The following is a 19,719-nucleotide window of genomic DNA, read 5'->3' on the forward strand; positions in this document are numbered from 1 at the left end:
ACCCGACTCGGTCGGTGCGCCCTACAGACCTCGCCGCACCGGGAGCCGGCCGGAGTCGATCGCCGCGGTGAACGCCTGGTAGTCCACCTCGTTCTGGTCCGCGTAGCGCACCGCGAAGTCGGTGATGCCGGTCTCGAAGACGTCGGAATCGCCCAGGTACGCCGCCAACGCGATGACGTCCCCGGACCGGGCGTGGGCCCGGGCCAGGGTCCAGCCGCACAGGTCCGCGTAGAAGGCGAGCGCGGCCGGCGTCATCGACTCGATGACCGCGGACGTCTTCATGTCGCGCAGTTGCCGCCAGTAGTAGTACCGGTTCGCCTGGATGCCCTTGGTCCAGCCCAGGAAGATGTCGCTGGTGGCCTGCATCATCCGCTGGCCGCGCACGACCCGTTCGCCCGGGTTGGCGAACTTGCTCGCCGGCAGGTGGTCCTCCAACACCGATCGGGTCGCCTCCTTGACCTGCAGGAACAGCGGGTCCTTCATGTCGCGACCCTCCAGCAGGACGATGAATGCGCGGGTACCGACGCTGCCGACGCCGACCACCTTGCGGGCCATGTCGACGTAGGCGAAGTTCTCCAGGACATGCCGGCGATCCGGTTCCAGGCTGGCCCGGTACTCGCGGAACTGCTCACGCAGCACGTTCTCGATGTTGTCGGCCGAGAGCTCATCCACACCCTGGAAGTCCCGCAGCGGCACCACGATCGGCGGCTGGCTCTTGATCCGGTACCGGCCGTCGACCAGCTCACCCAGCTTGGACAGGGCCTGCAGGGAATCGCGGGTCCGCGCCTTGTCCAGGCCCTTCTGCGCCCGGCGGGCGGCCTGCGCGAGCACGTCGGCGTCGGAGACCGCCTCGGGCAGCGTCCGGTCCTGCTTGCCCTTCCCGCCGTCCTTGCGCGCCTTCGCGGCTCCCTTTCCGCTCTTGGCCTTGCCGGCCTTGCCCTTGCCGGCACCGTCAGTGGCAGCCGCGGCCGCCGATTCCGACAGTCGGCCGAGCGCCGACTTCAGGTCGTCCTCCGACAGATGGCTGTACCAGAGTTCCATCGTCCCCATCGCGGCGAACTCGCTCATCGCGGTGCGGTACCGACGGATCGCGGTCAGAGCGGCGGTGGCGGATTGCTCGGGCGAGAAGCCGTTGTTCCGTCCGGCGATGACGAAGCTGGCGGCCAGCCGCTTGACGTCGTACTCGACCGGTCCGGGCAGGGTCTCGTCGAAGTCGTTCAGATCGAACACCAGCCGGCGTTCCGGGGAGGCATATCCGCCGAAGTTCGACAGGTGGGCGTCCCCGCACAACTGGGCGTTCAGCCCCGCCGTGGGGGTGGTGGCCAGGTCGGCGGCCATGATCTTGGCCGCGCCCCGATAGAAGGTGAACGGGGACACCGCCATCCGGCCGTGCCGCACGGGCACCAGGTCCGGCTCCCGGGTCGTGTTCTGCTCCTCCAGCAAGGCCACCGGGTCGAACCGGTCGGGGGCCGGCGTCCAGCCCAGGTGGCTCTCCAGCGGCGTCCGCTCCCGTGCGTCCGCCCCCTTGGCCTGCCGGTCGGCGACGGAAAGGTGGACGAGGACCTTGGGAGTGGCCACGGGAACTCCAGACGATGGCGACGCGGACGACGGGCGACGTTCATCACACCGCCGGATCCGGGCGTCCGCATCACCCCAACAGAATGGGCACGGCGTCGCGGCTCAGGTCACGTCGCCCAGGTCGTCGAACGCGCGGCGGGCGGGCCGCGCGGGTACCGGCCGGGGCGGCCCGACCGGCGTCGCCGGAGCGACGGGCTGGACCACCGTGTCGGCGCCGGCGCTCACCGTGCTCGTCGGCAGGTCGGCCAGCGGGGTCGCCTCGTCGTCGGACAGTGCGCTCTGCGCCTCGTCGCGGCGCCGGCGGCGGTCGTGCAACTTGGCCGCCTGCACGGAGACCTCGTAGAGCAGGGCCAGCGAGACGGCCAGCGCGAGCATGGTGATCGGGTCGTTCCCGGGCACGATGAGCCCGGCGAACACGGTGAGGCCGAAGATGGCGTACCGCCGCCATTTCGACAGCTGGGCCCCCCGGACCACCCCGATGCGATTCAGCATGATCAGCAGCAGCGGCAGCTCGAACGACACCCCGAAGATGATGATCATGGCGATGAGGAAGGAGAAGTAGCTGTCCGGGGACAGTGCGGCGATGGTCGCGTCACCGCCGAAGCCGAGCAGGACGGTGAGCCCCTCCCGGATCACCACGTAGGCCAGCACCGCCCCGGTGGCGAACAGCACGGCGCCGGCGCTGACGAAGATGATCGCGTACTTGCGTTCCTTGCTGTACAGGGCGGGGGTGACGAACGCCCACAGCTGATAGAGCCAGATCGGGCCCGACAGCACGACCCCGGCGATGAGCGCCGACTTGAGCTGTAGCTCCAGCGCCGAGAACGGACCGGTGGCCAGCAGCTTGCACTCGTCGGTGGCGCCGAAGGTCACCCGCTCGGTCACCGGGACCGCGCAGTAGGGGGCCGTGAGGATGTCCGACAGGCTGGGCAGGCCGATCGCCGGAATGCCGTGCCCGAACCAGATGAAGCCGACGATCGTGCCCAGCAGGATCCCCAGGGTGGCCACGAAGAGCCGGCGGCGGAGCTCGTGCAGGTGCTCCATCAACGGCATCGTGCCGTCCGGGGCCTTGGGCGGCTTGCCGCGGCGCAGGCGCAGGCTCGGAAGCGACCGCCCGAACACCCGCACGCCTGGCTCCTTCGTCGATCCGACGGACCGTGAATGCTGTTCGGAACGATCCTACGGAGCGCTCGGTCCCGCCCGGACCCGATCGCCGGCGACGGTCAGGCCGGCGGCGTCACCCGGCGGCGCAGATTCATCTCGACGGCGCCGAAGATCAGCTTGGCGACCAGGCCGAAGACGATCAGGTTCAGCAGCATCTGCAGGCTCACCAGCAACCGGGGAAGGTCGCCGACCGGGGTGATGTCACCGAAGCCGACGGTCGAGAAGACCGTAATGGTGAAGTACAGGGCGCCGACGCGGTCCAACGGCTGGGAGAACGCCGTGGGGTCGCCCTGGGAGATCAGGTAGTAGCCCCCGGCGAAGGTGATCAGCAGCAGCGGCAACCCGACGGACAGCGTCTCGAACGCGCGAAGCCGCGGGAACGGCGAGCCGACGATCGCCCGGATCTGCCAGGCCAGGACGAGGGCCAGCGTGAGCACGCCGACCACCAGGACGACGATCCCCGTGCCGGCCGGCTGCTTGAGCGGCAACAGGAAGTAGGCGGCGACGATCACGACGACGGACACCAGCGATCGCAGGATCAGCAGCGCGGCCATCCGTTGCTTCTGCCGCCGGGTCAGGTCGTCGAACTGGGCGAGTGTGCGCATCGCTGCACCGTGGCAGCCGAGCGCATCCGCGGCATCCCCCGCGCAGGACGAACGCGACCGGCCGTCACCTCCGGTCGTAGGCGGCGAGCGCCTGTTCGGCGCGCCGGGCGACCAGTTCGGTGATCTCGGGCCGATTCGTGACGACCGCGTCGCCGCCCAGCGAGAGCACCAGGCGGGCGAGCCACTCGTCGCTCCCGGCGTGGATGGTGACCCGGACGCCCGGCCGCGGTTCCGGCATCGGACTCACCGACTCGACGGGGTAGTACTCGGCCACCCAACGGGCCCCGCCGGTCAGCTCGATCTCCACGGGTGGCACCGCCGGATCCGGGTGGAAGATCCGGTCGGGCACCTCCGAGTCCACCCACAGGCTGCCCTGGGCCGGCTCGTCGAGCACCCGGGCCGCCTCGATCCGGTCGATCCGGAAATGGCGGATCGCCCGGGCCAGATGGCAGTACGCCTCCAGGTAGGCGTGCCCGTCGGTCACCAGGATCCGCAAGGGGTCGACCGTACGTTCGGTGACGGTGTCCCGCGACGCGGTGTAATACCGCATCCAGAGCCGGCGGCTGCGGTCAAGGGCGTCCCGCACGGTGCCCATCTCCACCGCCGGGTCCGCCGGCAGCACCCGCACGACGTCGGTCGATTCGGCCGCCGGCCGGTCCAGTTCGGCCAGCTTGGCCAGGGCCGACTGCACCGCGTCCGTCTCCACCAGCCCGGGCGTCTGGGCCAGCGCACGCAACGCCACCAGCAGGGCCTGGGCCTCGTCGGCGGTCAGCCGCACGGGGCGTTCGATTCCGGCATCGAAGGTGATCGACACGGTGCCGCCGTCGTCGTCGAGCACAACGTCGATCAGGTCGTCCGGGTAGTAGCCGGGTAGTCCGCAGACCATCAGCAGGTCCAGGTCGGCGCTGATCTGGTCGCGGCCGACACCGAACTCCCGGGCCAGCTCGTCGATGCCCACCCCGGGGCGCCGGGAGATGTACGGGACCAGGGACAGCATCCGGGCCAGCCGATCCGTGGCGTTCTCGGTCACACCGATCCCTTCCCGCATCGCCTCGCGAGCTCGGCGACCCGGCCGCGGGAACAGCGAGAGTGCAGATGGCTCGCTCGGCCAGCCTCACTCACGGCTCCCTTCCCGCGTCGCCTCGCGAGCTCGGCGACCCGGCCGCGGGAACAGCGCGGGCGCAGACGGTTCGCTCGGCGAGCCTCACTCACGGCGCCTCCCCTGCCCATTCGTCGAACGCGAGCACGGCGTCCGGCTCGCCCGGCTCCTCGGCGCCCGAGCCGGCACCGGCGCGCACGGACGCCAGCGTGCCGGTGAGCAGCGTGACGGTGGCCTCGATCAGGTCCGCGGGTTCCTCCACCACCACGTCCGGGCCGAGCGCGGCGATCTGCCGGGCCTTGTCCCAGCGCGGCCCGAGCGGGATCCGCACCCGGTCCCATCCCGGACGGTCGGCGATCGGGGTGCTGTCGACGGCGCCGCGGCGCAGCCCGATCGCCACCCCGGCGCGCACCCGCAGGGTGGCCTGCCGGTCCGTCGCCGGGCGCTGCACGCTGCCCGCGACCGCGGCGAGCAGGTCGATGCCGGCCGGTGCCCGGACCGTCGTCCGGCCACCCGGACGGACCGGCCCGGCGATCCGGGACAGCCGGAAGGTGCGCCGGTCGCCACGGACGTCGTCGTGGCCGATGACGTACCAGCGGCCGCGGAACGAGACCAGTCCCCAGGGCTGCAGCCGGCGCGGCTCGGCCGGCCCGCCGGGGTCCTTGCGGTAGTCGAACTCGACGGCCCGGCCGGCCCGCACCGCGGCGAGCATCGGCTCGAACGCCGGGTCCGAGGTGCGCACCCGTGGCTGCAGCAGGGTGACCACGGAATCCTCCGGGAGCCCGCCGTCCTCGTCGGCGTCCGTGCCGGGGTCGGTGGCCTCGGCGTCGCGGATCTTGCGCAGTGCGCCCGATCCGGCGGCGTCGAGCGCGGTGGTCTCCCACAGCCGGCCGGCCAGCGCCAGCGCGGCCGTCTCGGCGGGAGTGAAGGACAGCGGTGGCAGGGTGAACTCGCTGCGCGGGATCCGGTAACCGTCGCCACCGTTCGGCGGGGTCTGCAGGGGGACGCCCAGGTCCCGCAGTTCCTTCTTGTCCCGTTCGAAGGTGCGTAGGAACGCCTCTTCCGTGGGGGCGTCCCCGTACCCGGCCACCTTCGTCCGGATCCACGCCGCGGACCGGAACGTCGGGGCGTTCAGCAGGGCGATGACCAGGTTGAGCAGGCGCTCCGCCTTCGCCGCCTTCGTCGTCACCACGCGAACCAGCCTGTCACACCCCGACACTCCGTTGACCGCGCGGATCAACTGCGCCGGCGCGGCTGAACTCGTCGACTTCCGTCCCACCCGTCCCATACAGCGTCAGTTGATCCGCGCATCTGTCCACAACCCGCGGTGGGGACGGCCGCGCGGCTGAACTCGGCGACTTCTGTCCCACCCGTCACATTTGGGGTCAGTTGATCCGCGCCGGCGAAGATGATCCGCGCGGCAAGGGGCAGCCGCGTGGTGCCGGCGGGGGGGTAGGCGGCAAAGGGCGGGGCGGGGGGTCCAGGACGTGCGGGGTCAGCGGCGGGTTACATGGCCTCGATCAGCTTGGTGACCCGGTCGTCGGTGGCGCGGAAGGGATCCTTGAGCAGCACCGTTCGCTGGGCCTGGTCGTTCAGCTTCAGATGCACCCAGTCGACGGTGTAGTCCCGTCCGGCGTCCTGGGCGGCAGCGACGAACTCGCCGCGCAGCCGGGCGCGGGTGGTCTGCGGCGGCACCGTCATTGCGGTGGTGATCTGCCCATCGGTGACCACCCGGGCGGCCCGACCCCGAGCGACGAGGAGTGAATGCAGGCCGCGACCCGGGCGTACGTCGTGATAGGTCAGATCCAGCTGGGCGATCCGCGGGTGGGTCAGATCGAGGCCGTGCTTGGCCGCGTAGGCGTCGATCAGCTTCTTCTTGATCACCCAGTCGATCTCGGTGTCGACCTTGGTGAAGTCCTGCGTCTGCACCGCCTCCAGGGTGCGTCGCCACAGGTCCAGCACCTGATGGGTGACCGGGTCGGTCCCCCGGTTGGCGACGAACGCGGCGGCCTTCTCGTAGTACTCGGTCTGCGCGTCCAGGGCGCTGATATCGCCGCCGCCGGCCAGCCGCACCGGCTTACGGCCGGTGGTGTCATGGGAGATCTCCCGGATCGCCCGGATCGGGTTCTCGAACGTGAAGTCCCGCATCGGGACGCCCGCTTCGATCATCTCCAGCACCAGGGCCGCGGTGCCGACCTTGAGCAGGGTCGTCGTCTCGCTCATGTTCGAATCGCCGACAATCACGTGCAGCCGCCGGTACCGCTCGGCGTCGGCGTGCGGCTCGTCCCGGGTGTTAATGATGGGCCGGGACCGGGTCGTCGCCGACGAGACGCCCTCCCAGATGTGGTCGGCCCGCTGGGACAGGCAGTAGGACGCGCCGCGCGGCGACTGCAGCACCTTGCCGGCGCCGGCGATCAACTGCCGGGTGACCAGGAACGGGATCAGCCCATCGGCGATCTTGGCGAACTCGCCGCCGCGGGCAATGCAGAAATTCTCGTGGCAGCCGTAGGAGTTGCCAGCCGAGTCGGTGTTGTTCTTGAACAGGTAGATGTCCCCGCCGATGCCCTCCTCGGCGAGCCGGGACTCGGCGTCCACGACCAGGTCCTGCAGGATCCGCTCACCGGCCTTGTCGTGCGCGATCAGCACCGGCAGCTCATCGCATTCGGCGGTGGCGTACTCCGGATGCGAGCCCACGTCCAGGTACAGCCGCGACCCGTTGCGCAGGAAGACATTGGACGAGCGGCCCCAGGACACCACACGGCGGAACAGGTACCGGGCCACCTCGTCCGGGCTGAGCCTGCGCTGACCGTGGAACGTACAGGTGATGCCGAACTCGGTTTCGATCCCCAGGATCCGCCGCTGCATGCGCCGACCTTATGCCCCGGAACGGCCGGTCGGGGGCCGTAGGTCGGCTGCCGGACGGCCCGGCGTGCGGCGGGTCGCGTCCTGCACCTCGCCGATCAGCGCCTCGATGACGTCCTCCAGCATCACCACGCCGACCACCGAGCCGATCCCACCGTCCATCCCACCGATGGCCGGCGGCGGGACCGACTCCGGGGTCGGGTCCACCACCTGGGCCAGGTGCGCGCCGATCCGGCGCATCCGGTCGAGCGCGGTCCGCAGGTCGGTCATCGGCGCCACCGCCGGCAGTTCGCGGATCCGCTCGGCCGGCACCGGGTCGTCGCGGCGGCCAGCGGGGATGTCGACCACGTCCCGGATGTGCAGGTAGCCGGTGAACTCGGTGCCCCCCGCCGGCACACCGGTCCCGGGCCCGGCCGCCGTCCGGATCGGGAAGCGGGAGAATCCGGTGCGCGCGCACATGCGCTCGACCTCGGCCGGAGTGACGCGGTCGGAAGCCGATTCCACCTCGGCGATCGGCACCATGACCGCCGCGACGACCGTCGTGTCGAAGCCCAGGGCCGAGGTGATCAGCTGGTGCTCCTCGTCGTCGAGCAGTCCCTCCCGCCGGGACTCGGCGACCAGTTCGGCGACCTCCTCGCGGGTGAACGCGGACGCCACCTCGTCCTTGGGTTCCCGGCCGGTGAGCCGGACCACCGCGTTGGCGAACCAGTTCAGCGACCGGATGATCGGGCCGATGCCGGTGGCGATCGCCTGCAGGGCCGGCGCGAGCGCCAGCGCGGTGCGCTCGGGGTCGGCGATGGCGATGTTCTTGGGCACCATCTCGCCGAACGCCACATGCGCGGACACCACCAGCAGCAGCGCGATCACCAGCGAGACGGGGTGCAGCCATGCCTCCGGCACGCCCAGGGCGTGGAAGACCGGTTCGAGCAGGGCCGCCACCGCCGGCTCGCCGAGGGCGCCGAGCAGGACGCCGCACAGCGTGATGCCCAGCTGCGCGCAGGCCATCATCAGGGACACGTGCTCCATCGCCTTGAGCGTGGAGCGGGCCCGGGCGCTGTTCACGGCGATGGGTTCGATGACCGACCGCCGGGCGGCGATGAGCGCGAACTCGGCGGCGACGAAGAAGGCGCTGGCGGCGAGCAGCACGACCACCAGCAGGAGCAGCAGCCACTGCGTGGTCATCGGCGCTCACCCCCTCGGTCACCGGTGTCGCCGTCCCCGTCCGGCACGTCGTCACCGGTGTTCAGGCTGACCGCCGACATGAGCACGGACTCGACGCGCCGGCGGTCGAGCCCGTGCACGGTGAGCCGCACGGTGACCGATCGCGGCAGGTCATCCTCGGTCTGCGGGTCGATCGGTTCGTCGTCCGAATGCAGCACCTGGTTCTCCGGCACCCCCAGATGCGCCGATGCGTCCATGGTCGCGTCCACCTCGACGGTGTCGAATTCGCGGGGCATCCGGCCGAGCCGGGCGATCAACAGTCCGGCCACCGTCTCGTAGGCGTTGGACTCGGGCAGCCGCACGCCGGTGACGTCGACGATCTCGTCCGGCCGCAGGGTGCCGGGCAGCAGCCAGGAGCCGTCGGCCCGGCGCTCGGCCGGGCTGTCCACCGGGTCGTGCTCGTCGGTGATCTCACCGACCAGTTCCTCGACGACGTCCTCGAGGGTCAGAATGCCTGCGGTGCCGCCGTACTCGTCGGCGACGACGGCCATCTGCAGGCCGCTGCGCAGCTCGTCCATGACGTCGTCCAAGGGGATGGATCCGGGGACGACCGGCACCGGCACCATCAGCTGCTCGACCCGCACCCCGGCCCGCTCATCCGGCGCGATGGCCACCGCCCGCTTGAGATGCACCACGCCCACGACATCGTCGGAATCCTCCCCGGAGACCGGGAATCGGGAATGGCCGGTCTCGGCGGCGGCGACCAGCAGGGCCTGGGCGGAGTCGGTGGCCTTGACGAACCGCACCCGCACCCGCGGGGTCAGCACGTCGTCGGCGGTCTTGCCGGAGAACGAGATCGAGCGGGCGAGCAGACCGGCGGTGGGCTGCTCGAGGGTGCCCTGGGCGGCGGATCGCCGGACCAGCGAGTCGAGTTCGACGGCCGACCGGGCGGAGCGGAGTTCCTCCTGCGGCTCGACCCCGATCATCCGCAGCACCGCGTTCGCCGTGCCGTTCAGCACCACGATCAGCGGCTTGAACAGCATCGTCGACACCCGCATCGGGGTGACCACCGTCTTGGCCGTGTCCAGCGGCTCGGCGATGGCGATGTTCTTGGGCACCAGTTCGCCGAAGACCATCGACAGCACGGTCGCGACGACCAGCCCGAACAGGGTCCCGATCGTCCGGGCGACGGTGTCGCCCATCCCGATCCAGTCGAGCGCCGGCGCGATCAGATCGGCCAGCGCGGGCTGCATGACGAAGCCCAATGCCAGGGTGGTGATGGTGATGCCGATCTGCGCCCCGGACAGCTGGGTGGACAGCGATCGCAGGGCGACCATCAGCGACTTGGCGCCGCGGTCGCCCTGCGCGGCCTGCTTGGCCGTCGCCGCCCGGTCGGCGGTCACCAGGCTGAACTCGGCGGCGACGTACAGGGCGGTGCCGGCGATCAGGATCAGCCCGATGCCGACCATGATCCACTGCGTGATCAATTCTGGGCTGCTCCCCGGCAGGTGACGGCTGTACCGACGACGGTAACGGATCGTCGGCCCGCGACCGGACGACCGCGCGCGGCCGCGACCCACATCAGACTCCCACCCGGTTCGGGAGCGATTCCGGCCGCTTGCGCGTTGCCCTGGGTATGACGGTGTTGCTGCTGATGTTCCTGGAGATCGCCAGCCTGCTGATCGTGGGTTCGTGGATCGGCGTGGGCTGGACCTTGCTGCTCCTGCTCGGCGGCTTCGTGCTGGGCCTGGCGCTGATCGGCCGCGGCGGCCGGGCGGCGATGAGCGCGGTGAACCAGGCCGCCCGGTCCCGGCAGGTCGCCGACGATGCCCTGACCGGCGGGTTCCTCACCGTCGTGGCCGGCGTCCTGCTGATGATCCCGGGCTTCGTGTCCGATCTGGCGGCGGTCGCCCTGCTGTTGCCACCGGTGCGGACACTGGTCCGCCGGCGCATGCGGGCGTGGGCGGAGCGCAGCGCCACCCAGGTCCGCGTCGTGCATCTGGGTGGTCCGCCCCCCGGGATGTGGGCCGGCCCGGAGCCTGGGCGCAGCAGCGGGTATGTGGACGGGACCGTCGTCGACGGCAGCGTGGTGGACGCGGCGGTGACGGATGTGACCCCCGGCACCCGGCCGGCGATCACCCGGCACCCCGGGGAACACCCGGTCGCCTGACGCAGCTCGACGTCTCGGGTCGCCGGGAGCCGGATCGCTCCTACAGGCCGGCGCCGAAACAGGTGAACGGCGCCGGATCGCCTTCGACCTCGGCGGCCGCCTTGATCGCCCCGGCCAATGCGATGGCCGGCGCCTCGCCCTTGAACAGGCGCTGGTGATAGGCGGTCATCACGGCCGCGGCCATCCGGTCGGAGATCCGGCTGGTGCCGGCGACGACGGTGCCGACCCCACTGCGCAGCAGCGCGGCCACCAACCCGAGTGGTTCACCGCCCGGCCGGTCGTCGGTCCGGCCGACGTCGCAGCTGGACAGCACGACCTGAGACGGCAGGTTCGGATTGGGTGCGACGTCGTAGCCGTAGAGCAGCCCGTCGGCCAGCAGCACCCCGGAGAAGAGCGGATTCTCCGGCTCATGGTGCCCGTGGGCGGCGATGTGCAGCAGACCGCCGGCCGGGATCGCGTCGAGCACCTCCCGGCCCGTCGCCTCGGCCCCGGTGAGCAACCGGTTCGACGCCTCGAACGGGCCGCCGGCGGCATAGACGTCGGCGACGGCCTGGGCCTCCTCGACCCCGTGCGGCACCTCCGGCCCGGCCACCGCCAACACCCCCTTCCGGAACTCCTCGGCGGTGCGGCCCATCCCGGCCACCGCCGCGGTCACCGACGGGCTGACCGAGATCGCCCGGCCGGACAGGCCCGGCAGCAGCGCCCAGGGCACGATGGCGGCCGACCCGGCCGCCGCGACCACCACCGGACCGTCCTGCACGAGAGGCTCCACCGGGCGGGCGATGTAATCGGCGACGCGGTTCAATCCGGACTCCAACGACGATGCGGCGACGCGGCGCAGCGGCGCCAACACCCGGTGGTCGGCCAGGATGTTCAGGTCGCCGATGATCCGGTTCAGCGCCGCCTCGAGCCCGAAGTCGCGGCCCAACCGCAGGTAGCGGGCGGTCCGGGCAGTGATCACCAACGCGTGGAACCGGCCGGCGCCGCGGAACGGGGCGACGATGCTGACGTGGCCGCCGGATTCGGCCAACCGGCGCTGCACGGCGGCCAAGGTCAACGGCCGGTTGACCGACCCGCTGCCACCGACCAGCCAGGACCGGGACCGGACCCGGCGGCGCAGTTCGTCGACCTCGTCCTCCAGTTCGGCGTCCGGTTCCCCGGTCCGCTCGGCCATTCGGGCCCGGTACATCGCCATGCGCAGCTTGGACAGTTCTCGCGCCAGCACCCCGTCGGCGGACGGCCGGACCGCGGCCAGCCGGGTGCTGGCCGCCCGCGACCGCTCCAGCCATTGCAGGATGGCCGCCGGCGAACCGGTCTGCAGGGCCGTGCGCAGTCCCAACCGGGTCAACTCCAGACCGTGCACGGCCGATGCCGACTGCAGGTCCTGCGAACCGAACCGGGCCTGGTAGGCGGCCAGATCGTCGAGCCCGCGCCGGATGTGCAGCAGGCCCGCCGTTTGCCGGCCGCGGGCCAGTTCGATGCGGGCGTCCACCACTCGGGTGTGCAGTTCCGTCGCGATCAGCGGCACCCGCGGCGAGTGGCGGCGGCGCCTGGTCTCGGGGGTCTCGCGGGCCGGGTCACCGAGTTCGGCGGCGTCCGCGGCGGCGCGCTCGGCCCCCTCCACGTCACCGGCCTCCAGCAGCGCCTGGGCCTGCAGGAGCCGGACGGCTCGGGCGTCCTCCCGGAGGCCGGCGTCGAGGAGCGTGCCGGCCAGCCGCGCGGCGCGTTCGGCCCCCTCCCGCGCCCGACCGGGAGGCACGGTGCGGTGGGCCGCCCGCACCTGCCCGTCGGCCCGGACCTCCATCACCCGGGCGGCCAGGACCCCCCGCTCGTGCCGGGCGGCGGCGTAGGTGCGGGCGGCTCGCCGCGCGGCCGTCCGGGCGGGTGCCGCCGCCCCGGCCACCAGGTCGATCTCGGCGGTGACCAGCAAGGCATCGGCCAGGTCCACCCGGGACCGCTCCGCCGCGAAGACGTGCTCGGCCTGCTCGGCGACCTCCCGGGCCTCGGCCAGCAGGCCGGCGGCCAGCAGCACCCTGGCCCGGTCGAGCGCGCGCACCCCGGAGCGGACCTGCGGGCCGGCCTCCTCCGCCCTGGTCATCTGTTGCAGCGCGCCGGGCAGGTCACCCGAGATGTACCTGACGAGCCCGAGATTGTGGACGGCGATGACCACAGCGGCGTCCAGACCGGCCTGCCGGCCCAGTTCGGCCGCCGCCTCACAGTCCGCGGTTGCCGGTTCCAAGCGGGCTTCGCTCAGGTGCAGCAGGCCCCGCCAGAGCAGGGCCCGGACGAGGTTGTGCCGCGAGCCGCCGGAGCCGGAGAGCCCGGCGACGGCGGCGTCCAGGTGTTCGCGGGACGCGTCGAGCCGGCCGGTGCGGGCCAGCAGCACTCCTCGGGACGCCTTGACGATGGCCGCCACGTCGGGGCTCACCTGCAGGGCCGCGTCGAGCAACGACGCCGCCTGCTCGACCTCGCCCAGTTCCACCTTGGCGTCGGCCATGGTGATCAGGATCCGGGCGCGTAGCGCAGCGGCCATGGCGCCGGGCAGATGTTCGCGGCCCAGGTGGGTCAGTGCCCGGCTGCCCAGGCGGTACCCGGTGCCGGGCCGGCCGAGATCGACGCTGCCCCGAGCCCGCCCCCACAGCTCGGCGGCCGTCGGCACCGCGCGAGCACCCTCGGCCCGGCGATCGGCCGAAGGAGTCACCGCTCGATCACTCCTCGTCACCTTTCAAGGATCCACGACGTCGCCCGATCCGACATCCCGGGTTCAGCCCTACTCCCACCACCGGATCGGCATTACGCTGCCGGGGCGACCCCTCAGTTCTACCCCGCGCGTGCCTTTCCTTCCGCACAGCCTCGGCGGAGCCCTGATGAACCGACCACCCGACGCCCGCGTGAGCGAGCGGGTGCGGCGCGCCGAGGACAGCATGCGGGCTCTGCTGGGGCAGCTGAACCGGTGGGATGCCGCGCGGGCAACCCCGGGCGTCAGCGACCTGATGCTGGGCAACCCGCAGGAGCTGCCGCTGCCCGGGCTGGTCTCGACGCTGCAACGGCACGCGGTCCCCGAGAACAAGGACTGGTTCGCCTACAAACGATCCGAGGCGGCGCCCCGGGCGACGGTCGCCGAGGCCTTGCGGGTGTGGCGCGGGATCCCGTTCGCGGCCGAGGACGTCTTCCTGACGACGGGGGCGTTCGGCGCGCTGGCCGTCCTGTTCCAGGCGCTGCTCGACCCCGGCGACGAGGTCGCCTACTCGCTGCCACCTTGGTTTCTCTACGAACCCATGCTGATCGCAGCCGGTGCCGTGCCGATCAAGGTGCGAGTGCGGGACGCGGACGACGACCTCGACCTGGACGCGCTGGCCTCCGCGATCGGTCCGCGAACCACCGCGGTCATCGTGAACACACCGAGCAACCCGACCGGTCGCATCTACCCGCCGGCGACCCTGGCCGGGCTCAGCGCACTGTTGACCGACGCCTCGAACCGGTACGGACGACCCATCTGGCTGATTGCCGACGAGTCGTACTCCCGCTTGGTCTACCGCGACGCGCAGTTCCGCAGCCCGACCGAGTTCTACCCGTATTCGGTGCTGGTCTACACCTACGGCAAGGTGCTGCTGGCGCCCGGCCAGCGGATCGGTTGGATCGCCCTGCCCCCGGCGCTGCCCGGTGCCCGGAGGGTGCGGGAGGCGATCGATGCGGCGCAGATCGCCGCCGGTTGGCTGTACCCGAACGCGCTGCTGCAGCATGCGGTCGCCGATCTGGAGCACCTGTCGATCGATTTGGCCGACCTGGAACGCAAGCGCGACCTGATGGTCGGCGAGCTCCGATCGGCCGGTTACCGGTTGCGCTCGCCGGAGGGCACGTTCTACCTGTGGGTGCGGTCGCCCGACCCCGATGACGAGGCGTTCTGCCGGCGCCTCGCCGACCACCGGGTGCTGGTGATGCCAGGCGCGGTGTTCGAGGTGCCGGGCCGCTTCCGGGTCAGCCTCACCGGCTCCTGGGACATGCTGGAACGGGCGCTGCCCGGGTTCCGCGCCGCCGTCAGTCGGTGACGGCCTAAAGGTGGACGGCCGGGGTCACCACCGGCAGCGTGAGTGACGGATCCGAGTCCAGCGTCGGGTGCAGCACCAACTGCGCCGGCCCGGCCGGTACGGCGTCGAACACGAATCGGCCCGACTCGTCGCACTCCGCGGTCATCGTCGATTCGCCGACCCGCAGCTCGGCGTGCAGCCGCCCGCCCGGTGCGGCCCACCCGTCCAACCGCACCCGGCCGTCCCGCTGCGGGTTCACGACGACCATGACCGTCAGGTTCTCGCTCGCGAAGGTCACCCGACGGGCGTGTTCCACCGACCGGGTCCCGGCCCCGCCGGCCACCGCGAGCTCGGATTCGACGAGCCGGGCGAACTCCGCCTCGAAATCCTGCGCCTCCAACCCGAACATCACCAGCTCCGGCAGCATCCCCGGCATCGGGTCGACCGCGTCGTAGATGGCCTGCAGATCGGCCAGGATGCGCAGGTCGGCCCGGTCCATGGGAACGGGCACGCCACCGGCCCCATCGTCGTCGTCGTCCCAGTCGAAGCCGGCGGCCAGGTCGAGACCGCCGAGCAGGTCCGGCAGCGCAACCGTGCCGTCGAAGCCGGCGGAGCGGGGCGCCGGAGGGCCGTCGGCATCGCCCGGGCCACGTCCGGGGCCGGCCGCGTTACCACTCGTTGCCGTCATGTCCAGTCTCCCCCGTCGAGGCGGGCGCGCAGCTTAGCCAAGCAACGCCCTCGTGTCGGACCGATGGATCCCACCGGTATTCCCAGATCCACCGCGATGGTGGCGTAGTCGGGTCGTGGTGCGAATGCGATGACCGCCAGCAGCCGCCGGCAGCGTTCGGACATCTCCGAGACCAGTTCCCAGAGCCGGCGCTGCTGATCGGTCAGCACGGCCGCGTGTTCGGCGGACGGGGCGCGGGGCAGGTCGTCGTCGGTGGGCTCGTCGCCCGACCGCTTGGCGCTGTTGGCCCGTTCGCGCCAGGCGAGCCGGCGCAGGCTGACCGTCAACCAACGAACAACGGCCAACGGGTCGCTGATGCTGTCCTTGCTGCGGACCAAGGACAGGAACGTCTGTTGGACCACGTCCTCGGCCTCCGCCGAGGACAATCCGCACTGCCGCGCGGTGTGCCACAGCAGCGGGCTGACCAGCCGGACGAGGGTGTCGATAGCGCCGGGGACACCTTGCCGGTATTCGTCGAAGGCCGTCCCGGCCCGCACGACGAGATCGCCGACATCGGCCCGACGGCGCAGGCCCTCGGGGGTGGTGCCGCGCGGCGCCGCGGTCGCCGCCGATTCCTGGGCACCGGTCGCCGACGGTGCGGGCCGTTCGGCGGTCATCGGCTCCGTCACGGTGTCCTGGTCGGAGCCGATCACTGGCCGTACCTCCCCATTCCTTTGCGGCGACCGGCCGCAACCGGGACCGTGCCGCCACAGCGAACAATGCGCACGGTTCCTCCCGGTAGCGACGGATCGGATGCTGCTGTGAGGCGCCGGTAGACACCGACAGCAGCTTAGGGGCGGTTCTTTCGATCGCGAAAGGACCTGCACCCCTCAGCCAGGCCCTGTCGGAACACGGACAGGACCGGCGACCCCGACCGGGTGATACCTGCGCCCGCCGCCGGCCGTGTGATGTGGGTCACAGTGATGCAACCCACTCGGAAGCCGGCGGCGTCAGCCCGCTTCGGGGCCGTCCGGCGATGCCTCGGGAGCCGCGGGGGCGGGCGCCGGCGGGGCGAGCAACGTGGTCAGCAGGGTGCCCTGGACCCGGCGGAACGTCCGGCCCGGCGCGCTGCGATCGAGCACGGCCACCTCGAGCTGGGTGGGCAGCAGCTCGCGGGGCGCGTTCTCCCCGGTGGAACCGAGCGCGCTGACCGCGGCCCGCAGGGCGGTCGGCAGATCCCACCCGACCTGGAAGGTTGCATTCAGCGCGGTGATCACCGGTTCGGTGGCGCCGCCCATCACGACAAACTTGCGCTCCTCGACGATCGAGCCGTCGTAGGAGATGCGGTACAGCTGGTCCCGCACACCCGGGGCGCTGTCGTTGGCCGTCGGCACCGAGCCGGGCGGGCCCACCTCGGCCACGCAGATCTCCACCTCGAACGGCTTCTGATGTTCGGAGAAGATCGAACCGATGGTCTGCGCGTAGGCGTTGGCCAACCACCGCCCGGTGACGTCCTTGCGGTCGTAGGAGAACCCGCGGACGTCGGCGAGCCGGATGCCGGCCGTCCGCAGGTTCTCGAACTCGTTGTAGCGACCGGCGGCGGCGAACCCGATCCGGTCGTAGATCTCGCTGACCTTGTGCAGGGCCGGCGAGTGATTCTCCGCGACGAACAGCACGCCGCCCTCGAACAGGGTGACCACCACGCTCCGCCCGCGAGCGATGCCCTTGCGGGCGTACTCCGAACGGTCCCGCATGAACTGTTCGGGGGAAGCGTAGATCGGCATCGTCACGGCGGGCTGGGCTCCTCGAACGCTGAGTGTGGTGGTGTCTGCTGTCGAACCGGGACGGTCAGCCGCCCGGGTTCACCATCCGGCCGGCGACCACGGCCTCGGCGACCACGCCGACCTCGTCGTCGCTCCACCGCACGGCGCCCTCCACGGTGATCGCCACGACCACCGGGAAGATGCGCCGGGTCAGGTCGGGTCCGCCGGTGGCGCTGTCGTCGTCGGCCGCGTCGTACAGGGCCTCGACGGCGGCCCGCACCGCCGCCGGCACATCCGACGACCCGTCGTACCGCTTCTTCAGGGCGGACCGGGCGAACGTGGACCCCGACCCGACGGCGTAGTAGTCGTGCTCCTCGTACTTGCCGCCGGCGACGTCGTAGGAGAAAATCCGGCCCCGCCGCGGCGGACGCTGCGCGGGGTCGAACGCCGGGTCGGACTCGATCCCGGCGAACAGCGGGACCACTGCAAGCCCCTGCATGGCCATGCCCAGGTTGCCCCGGATCATCGTGGCCAGCCGGTTGGCCTTGCCGTCCAGGGACAGCCGGATGCCCTCGATCTTCTCGTAGTGCTCGAGCTCGAGCCGGAACAGCCGCACCAACTCGACCGCCAGGCCGGCGGTGCCGGCGATGCCGACGGCCGAGTGGGTGTCGGTGACGAAGACCTTCTCGATGTCCCGCTGCGCGATGATGTTGCCCATCGTGGCCCGCCGGTCTCCGGCGATGACCACACCCTGCTGGCAGGTCACCGCGACGATCGTGGTGCCGTGCGGGACGGTCAACGGCCCGCACCGTCAACGGTCACTGGCCACCCTTCTGCACGTACGAACGGACGAAGTCCTCGGCGTTGGACTCCAGCACGTCGTCGATCTCGTCCAGGATGTCGTCGGTCTCCGAGGCCAGCTTCTCCCGTCGTTCCTGACCGGCCGCATCGGCACCGGTGCCTTCGTCGTCACCGTCGCCGCCGCCGTGGCGGGTCGTCTGTTCCTGGGCCATCTGGAGTTCTCCGATCTGTCGAAGCTATTCGCGAGGATACCGACGAGCTCCGACAATCCACCCGGCGCACCTCATCTGCGGGTCAGCGCATCGACCAGCTCGGTCGCGTCGGCCGCGGCGTCGAGCAGCGCGCCGACGTGCCGCTTGGTCCCCCGGGTCGGCTCCATCGTGGGGATCCGGACCAGCGACTCCCGGCCGATGTCGAAGATCACCGAGTCCCAGGACGCGGCCGCCAGGCGGTCCGCGTACTTGGCCACGCACCGGCCCCGGAAGTAGGCCCGGGTGTCCTCGGGCGGTTCGGTGATCGCGGCCTGGACCTCGTCCTCGGTGACCAGTCGCTGCATCGACCCGCGCGCGACCAGCCGGTTGTACAGGCCCTTGTCCAGGCGCACGTCCGAGTACTGCAGGTCGACCAGGGCCAGCCGGCCGGCCCCCCAGGCCAACCCGTCCCGGCTGCGGAAGCCTTCCAGCAGGCGCAGCTTCGCCGGCCAGTCGAGTTCGCCGGCCAGGTCCAGCGGGTCGTGCGCGAGCCGGTCGAGCACGCTGATCCAGCGGTCCAGCACGTCCCGGGTCTGCTCGTCGACGTCCGACCCGTACTCGGCCTCGACGTAGGTGGCGGCCGCCTCGTGGTAGGCGCGTTGCACGTCCACCCCGGTCAGCCGGCGTCCGTCGGCCAGTGGGACGGTGACCTTCAGGGTCGGGTCGTGCGAGATCTGGTGCACCGCGGACACCGGGTGCGCCAGCTCCACGGACGGGAGCGCCCAGCCCGATTCGATCATGGCCAGCACCAGCGCCGCGGTGCCGACCTTGAGGTAGGTGGCGATCTCGGCGAGATTGGCGTCGCCGATGATCACGTGCAGCCGGCGATGCTTGTCGGCGTCGGCGTGCGGTTCGTCGCGGGTGTTGATGATCCCGCGCTTGAGCGTGGTCTCCAGGCCGACCTCGACCTCGATGTAGTCGCTGCGCTGGGCGAGCTGGAAGCCCTCGGTCTGGCCGGCCGGCCCGATGCCGACCCGGCCGGCGCCGGCGAACACCTGCCGGGTGGTGAAAAACGGGGTGAGGCCGCTGATGATCGACGGGAACGGGGTGTCCCGGCTGCACAGGTAGTTCTCGTGGGTGCCGTAGGACGCGCCCTTGCCGTCGACGTTGTTCTTGTACATCTGGATCGGCTTGGAGCCGGGCAGCGAGGCGGCCAGCCGGGCCGCGGCCTCCATGACCCGCTCGCCGGCCTTGTCGTACCGCACCGCGTCCAGCGGATTGGTCACTTCGGGCGCGGAGAACTCCGGGTGCGCGTGGTCGACGTACAGCCGCGCCCCGTTGGACAGGATCACGTTCGCCGCGCCGATGTCGTCGACGTCCGGCTCGGCGGCACCGAACAGGGTGGACAGGTCGTAGCCGCGGGCGTCCCGCAGCGGCGACTCCACCTCGTAGTCCCACCGGGGGCGACGGGCCCGGGGCGCGGCCACCGACGCGGCGTAGGCCAGGACCACCTGGGTTGAGGAGATGACCGGGTTCACCCCGGGCTCGCCGGGCACCGAGATGCCGTACTCGACCTCGGTCCCCATGATGCGCCGCACACTCATGACAGTGAATCTAGTGAATGCGGGTG

At 71.5% G+C, this 19,719-nt stretch carries 16 protein-coding genes and 1 pseudogene; 2 read left to right on the forward strand and 15 right to left on the reverse strand.

Annotated elements, in window-relative coordinates:
* Positions 1-21 precede the first annotated feature (21 nt).
* The 8 genes from ACILSK_RS15915 to ACILSK_RS15950 all read right to left on the reverse strand — a co-directional run bounded on the left by ACILSK_RS15915 (position 22) and on the right by ACILSK_RS15950 (position 9,956).
* On the reverse strand, positions 22-1,578 hold the full coding sequence (locus tag ACILSK_RS15915; protein WP_395728150.1) for a DUF2252 domain-containing protein: 1,557 nt from the start codon (positions 1,576-1,578) through the stop codon (positions 22-24).
* A 102-nt stretch (positions 1,579-1,680) separates the two neighbouring features.
* The gene (gene tatC, locus ACILSK_RS15920) at positions 1,681-2,706 is read right to left on the reverse strand and encodes a twin-arginine translocase subunit TatC (protein WP_395728151.1); all 1,026 of its coding nucleotides are present in this window, start codon (positions 2,704-2,706) and stop codon (positions 1,681-1,683) included.
* A gap of 95 nt (positions 2,707-2,801) precedes the next feature.
* Complete coding sequence (locus ACILSK_RS15925; RefSeq protein ID WP_395728152.1) at positions 2,802-3,347, reverse strand: potassium channel family protein; 546 nt, start codon at positions 3,345-3,347, stop codon at positions 2,802-2,804.
* 64 nt (positions 3,348-3,411) lie between these two features.
* Complete coding sequence (locus tag ACILSK_RS15930) at positions 3,412-4,377, reverse strand: helix-turn-helix transcriptional regulator (RefSeq protein ID WP_395728153.1); 966 nt, start codon at positions 4,375-4,377, stop codon at positions 3,412-3,414.
* A 178-nt stretch (positions 4,378-4,555) separates the two neighbouring features.
* Complete coding sequence (locus tag ACILSK_RS15935; RefSeq protein ID WP_395728154.1) at positions 4,556-5,638, reverse strand: helix-turn-helix transcriptional regulator; 1,083 nt, start codon at positions 5,636-5,638, stop codon at positions 4,556-4,558.
* Between the two features lie 314 nt (positions 5,639-5,952).
* Complete coding sequence (gene pafA, locus ACILSK_RS15940) at positions 5,953-7,311, reverse strand: Pup--protein ligase (RefSeq protein WP_395728155.1); 1,359 nt, start codon at positions 7,309-7,311, stop codon at positions 5,953-5,955.
* A gap of 9 nt (positions 7,312-7,320) precedes the next feature.
* On the reverse strand, positions 7,321-8,490 hold the full coding sequence (locus tag ACILSK_RS15945) for a hemolysin family protein (RefSeq protein WP_395728156.1): 1,170 nt from the start codon (positions 8,488-8,490) through the stop codon (positions 7,321-7,323).
* Entirely contained in the window at positions 8,487-9,956 is a 1,470-nt protein-coding gene (locus ACILSK_RS15950; protein WP_395728157.1) for a hemolysin family protein, read from the reverse strand. Before ACILSK_RS15950 ends, ACILSK_RS15945 begins: the two co-directional genes overlap by 4 nt.
* 149 nt (positions 9,957-10,105) lie before the next feature.
* Between ACILSK_RS15950 and ACILSK_RS15955 the strand changes: the two genes are divergently transcribed.
* Positions 10,106-10,639: an FxsA family protein gene (locus ACILSK_RS15955; RefSeq protein WP_395728158.1), complete on the forward strand. Its 534-nt coding sequence runs from the start codon at positions 10,106-10,108 to the stop codon at positions 10,637-10,639.
* 40 nt (positions 10,640-10,679) lie between these two features.
* On the opposite strand, the gene ACILSK_RS15960 is transcribed toward ACILSK_RS15955, so the two are convergent.
* A complete protein-coding gene (locus ACILSK_RS15960; RefSeq protein ID WP_395728159.1) occupies positions 10,680-13,340 on the reverse strand; it encodes a CHAT domain-containing protein in 2,661 nt (886 codons plus the stop codon).
* 166 nt (positions 13,341-13,506) lie between these two features.
* Between ACILSK_RS15960 and ACILSK_RS15965 the strand changes: the two genes are divergently transcribed.
* Complete coding sequence (locus ACILSK_RS15965; protein WP_395728160.1) at positions 13,507-14,688, forward strand: aminotransferase class I/II-fold pyridoxal phosphate-dependent enzyme; 1,182 nt, start codon at positions 13,507-13,509, stop codon at positions 14,686-14,688.
* A 4-nt stretch (positions 14,689-14,692) separates the two neighbouring features.
* On the opposite strand, the gene ACILSK_RS15970 is transcribed toward ACILSK_RS15965, so the two are convergent.
* From ACILSK_RS15970 to dop, 6 genes and pseudogenes are all read right to left on the reverse strand, one after another.
* Positions 14,693-15,355, reverse strand: coding sequence for a hypothetical protein (locus ACILSK_RS15970; protein WP_395728161.1), 663 nt, complete (start codon positions 15,353-15,355; stop codon positions 14,693-14,695).
* On the reverse strand, positions 15,352-16,047 hold the full coding sequence (locus tag ACILSK_RS15975) for an RNA polymerase sigma factor (protein ID WP_395728162.1): 696 nt from the start codon (positions 16,045-16,047) through the stop codon (positions 15,352-15,354). Before ACILSK_RS15975 ends, ACILSK_RS15970 begins: the two co-directional genes overlap by 4 nt.
* A gap of 297 nt (positions 16,048-16,344) precedes the next feature.
* Positions 16,345-17,124: a proteasome subunit alpha gene (gene prcA, locus ACILSK_RS15980; RefSeq protein WP_395728163.1), complete on the reverse strand. Its 780-nt coding sequence runs from the start codon at positions 17,122-17,124 to the stop codon at positions 16,345-16,347.
* Positions 17,125-17,182: 58 nt separating this feature from the next.
* A pseudogene (gene prcB / locus ACILSK_RS15985) lies at positions 17,183-17,887 on the reverse strand (proteasome subunit beta); the annotation flags it as partial.
* A 28-nt stretch (positions 17,888-17,915) separates the two neighbouring features.
* A complete protein-coding gene (locus ACILSK_RS15990; protein WP_395728164.1) occupies positions 17,916-18,110 on the reverse strand; it encodes a ubiquitin-like protein Pup in 195 nt (64 codons plus the stop codon).
* A 71-nt stretch (positions 18,111-18,181) separates the two neighbouring features.
* Positions 18,182-19,687, reverse strand: coding sequence for a depupylase/deamidase Dop (gene dop, locus ACILSK_RS15995; RefSeq protein ID WP_395728217.1), 1,506 nt, complete (start codon positions 19,685-19,687; stop codon positions 18,182-18,184).
* Positions 19,688-19,719: the final 32 nt, after the last annotated feature.

This window comes from Nakamurella sp. (assembly GCF_044224575.1).
Lineage (GTDB): Bacteria > Actinomycetota > Actinomycetes > Mycobacteriales > Nakamurellaceae > Nakamurella.

Bases quoted from the DNA above. Each gene is read 5' to 3' on its own strand.
- ACILSK_RS15925 (WP_395728152.1), bottom strand. From the start codon at position 3,347: ATGCGCACACTCGCCCAGTTCGACGACCTGACCCGGCGGCAGAAGCAA.
- pafA (WP_395728155.1), bottom strand. From the start codon at position 7,311: ATGCAGCGGCGGATCCTGGGGATCGAAACCGAGTTCGGCATCACCTGT.
- ACILSK_RS15945 (WP_395728156.1), bottom strand. From the start codon at position 8,490: ATGACCACGCAGTGGCTGCTGCTCCTGCTGGTGGTCGTGCTGCTCGCC.
- ACILSK_RS15955 (WP_395728158.1), top strand. From the start codon at position 10,106: ATGACGGTGTTGCTGCTGATGTTCCTGGAGATCGCCAGCCTGCTGATC.
- ACILSK_RS15965 (WP_395728160.1), top strand. From the start codon at position 13,507: ATGAACCGACCACCCGACGCCCGCGTGAGCGAGCGGGTGCGGCGCGCC.
- ACILSK_RS15970 (WP_395728161.1), bottom strand. From the start codon at position 15,355: ATGACGGCAACGAGTGGTAACGCGGCCGGCCCCGGACGTGGCCCGGGC.
- ACILSK_RS15990 (WP_395728164.1), bottom strand. From the start codon at position 18,110: ATGGCCCAGGAACAGACGACCCGCCACGGCGGCGGCGACGGTGACGAC.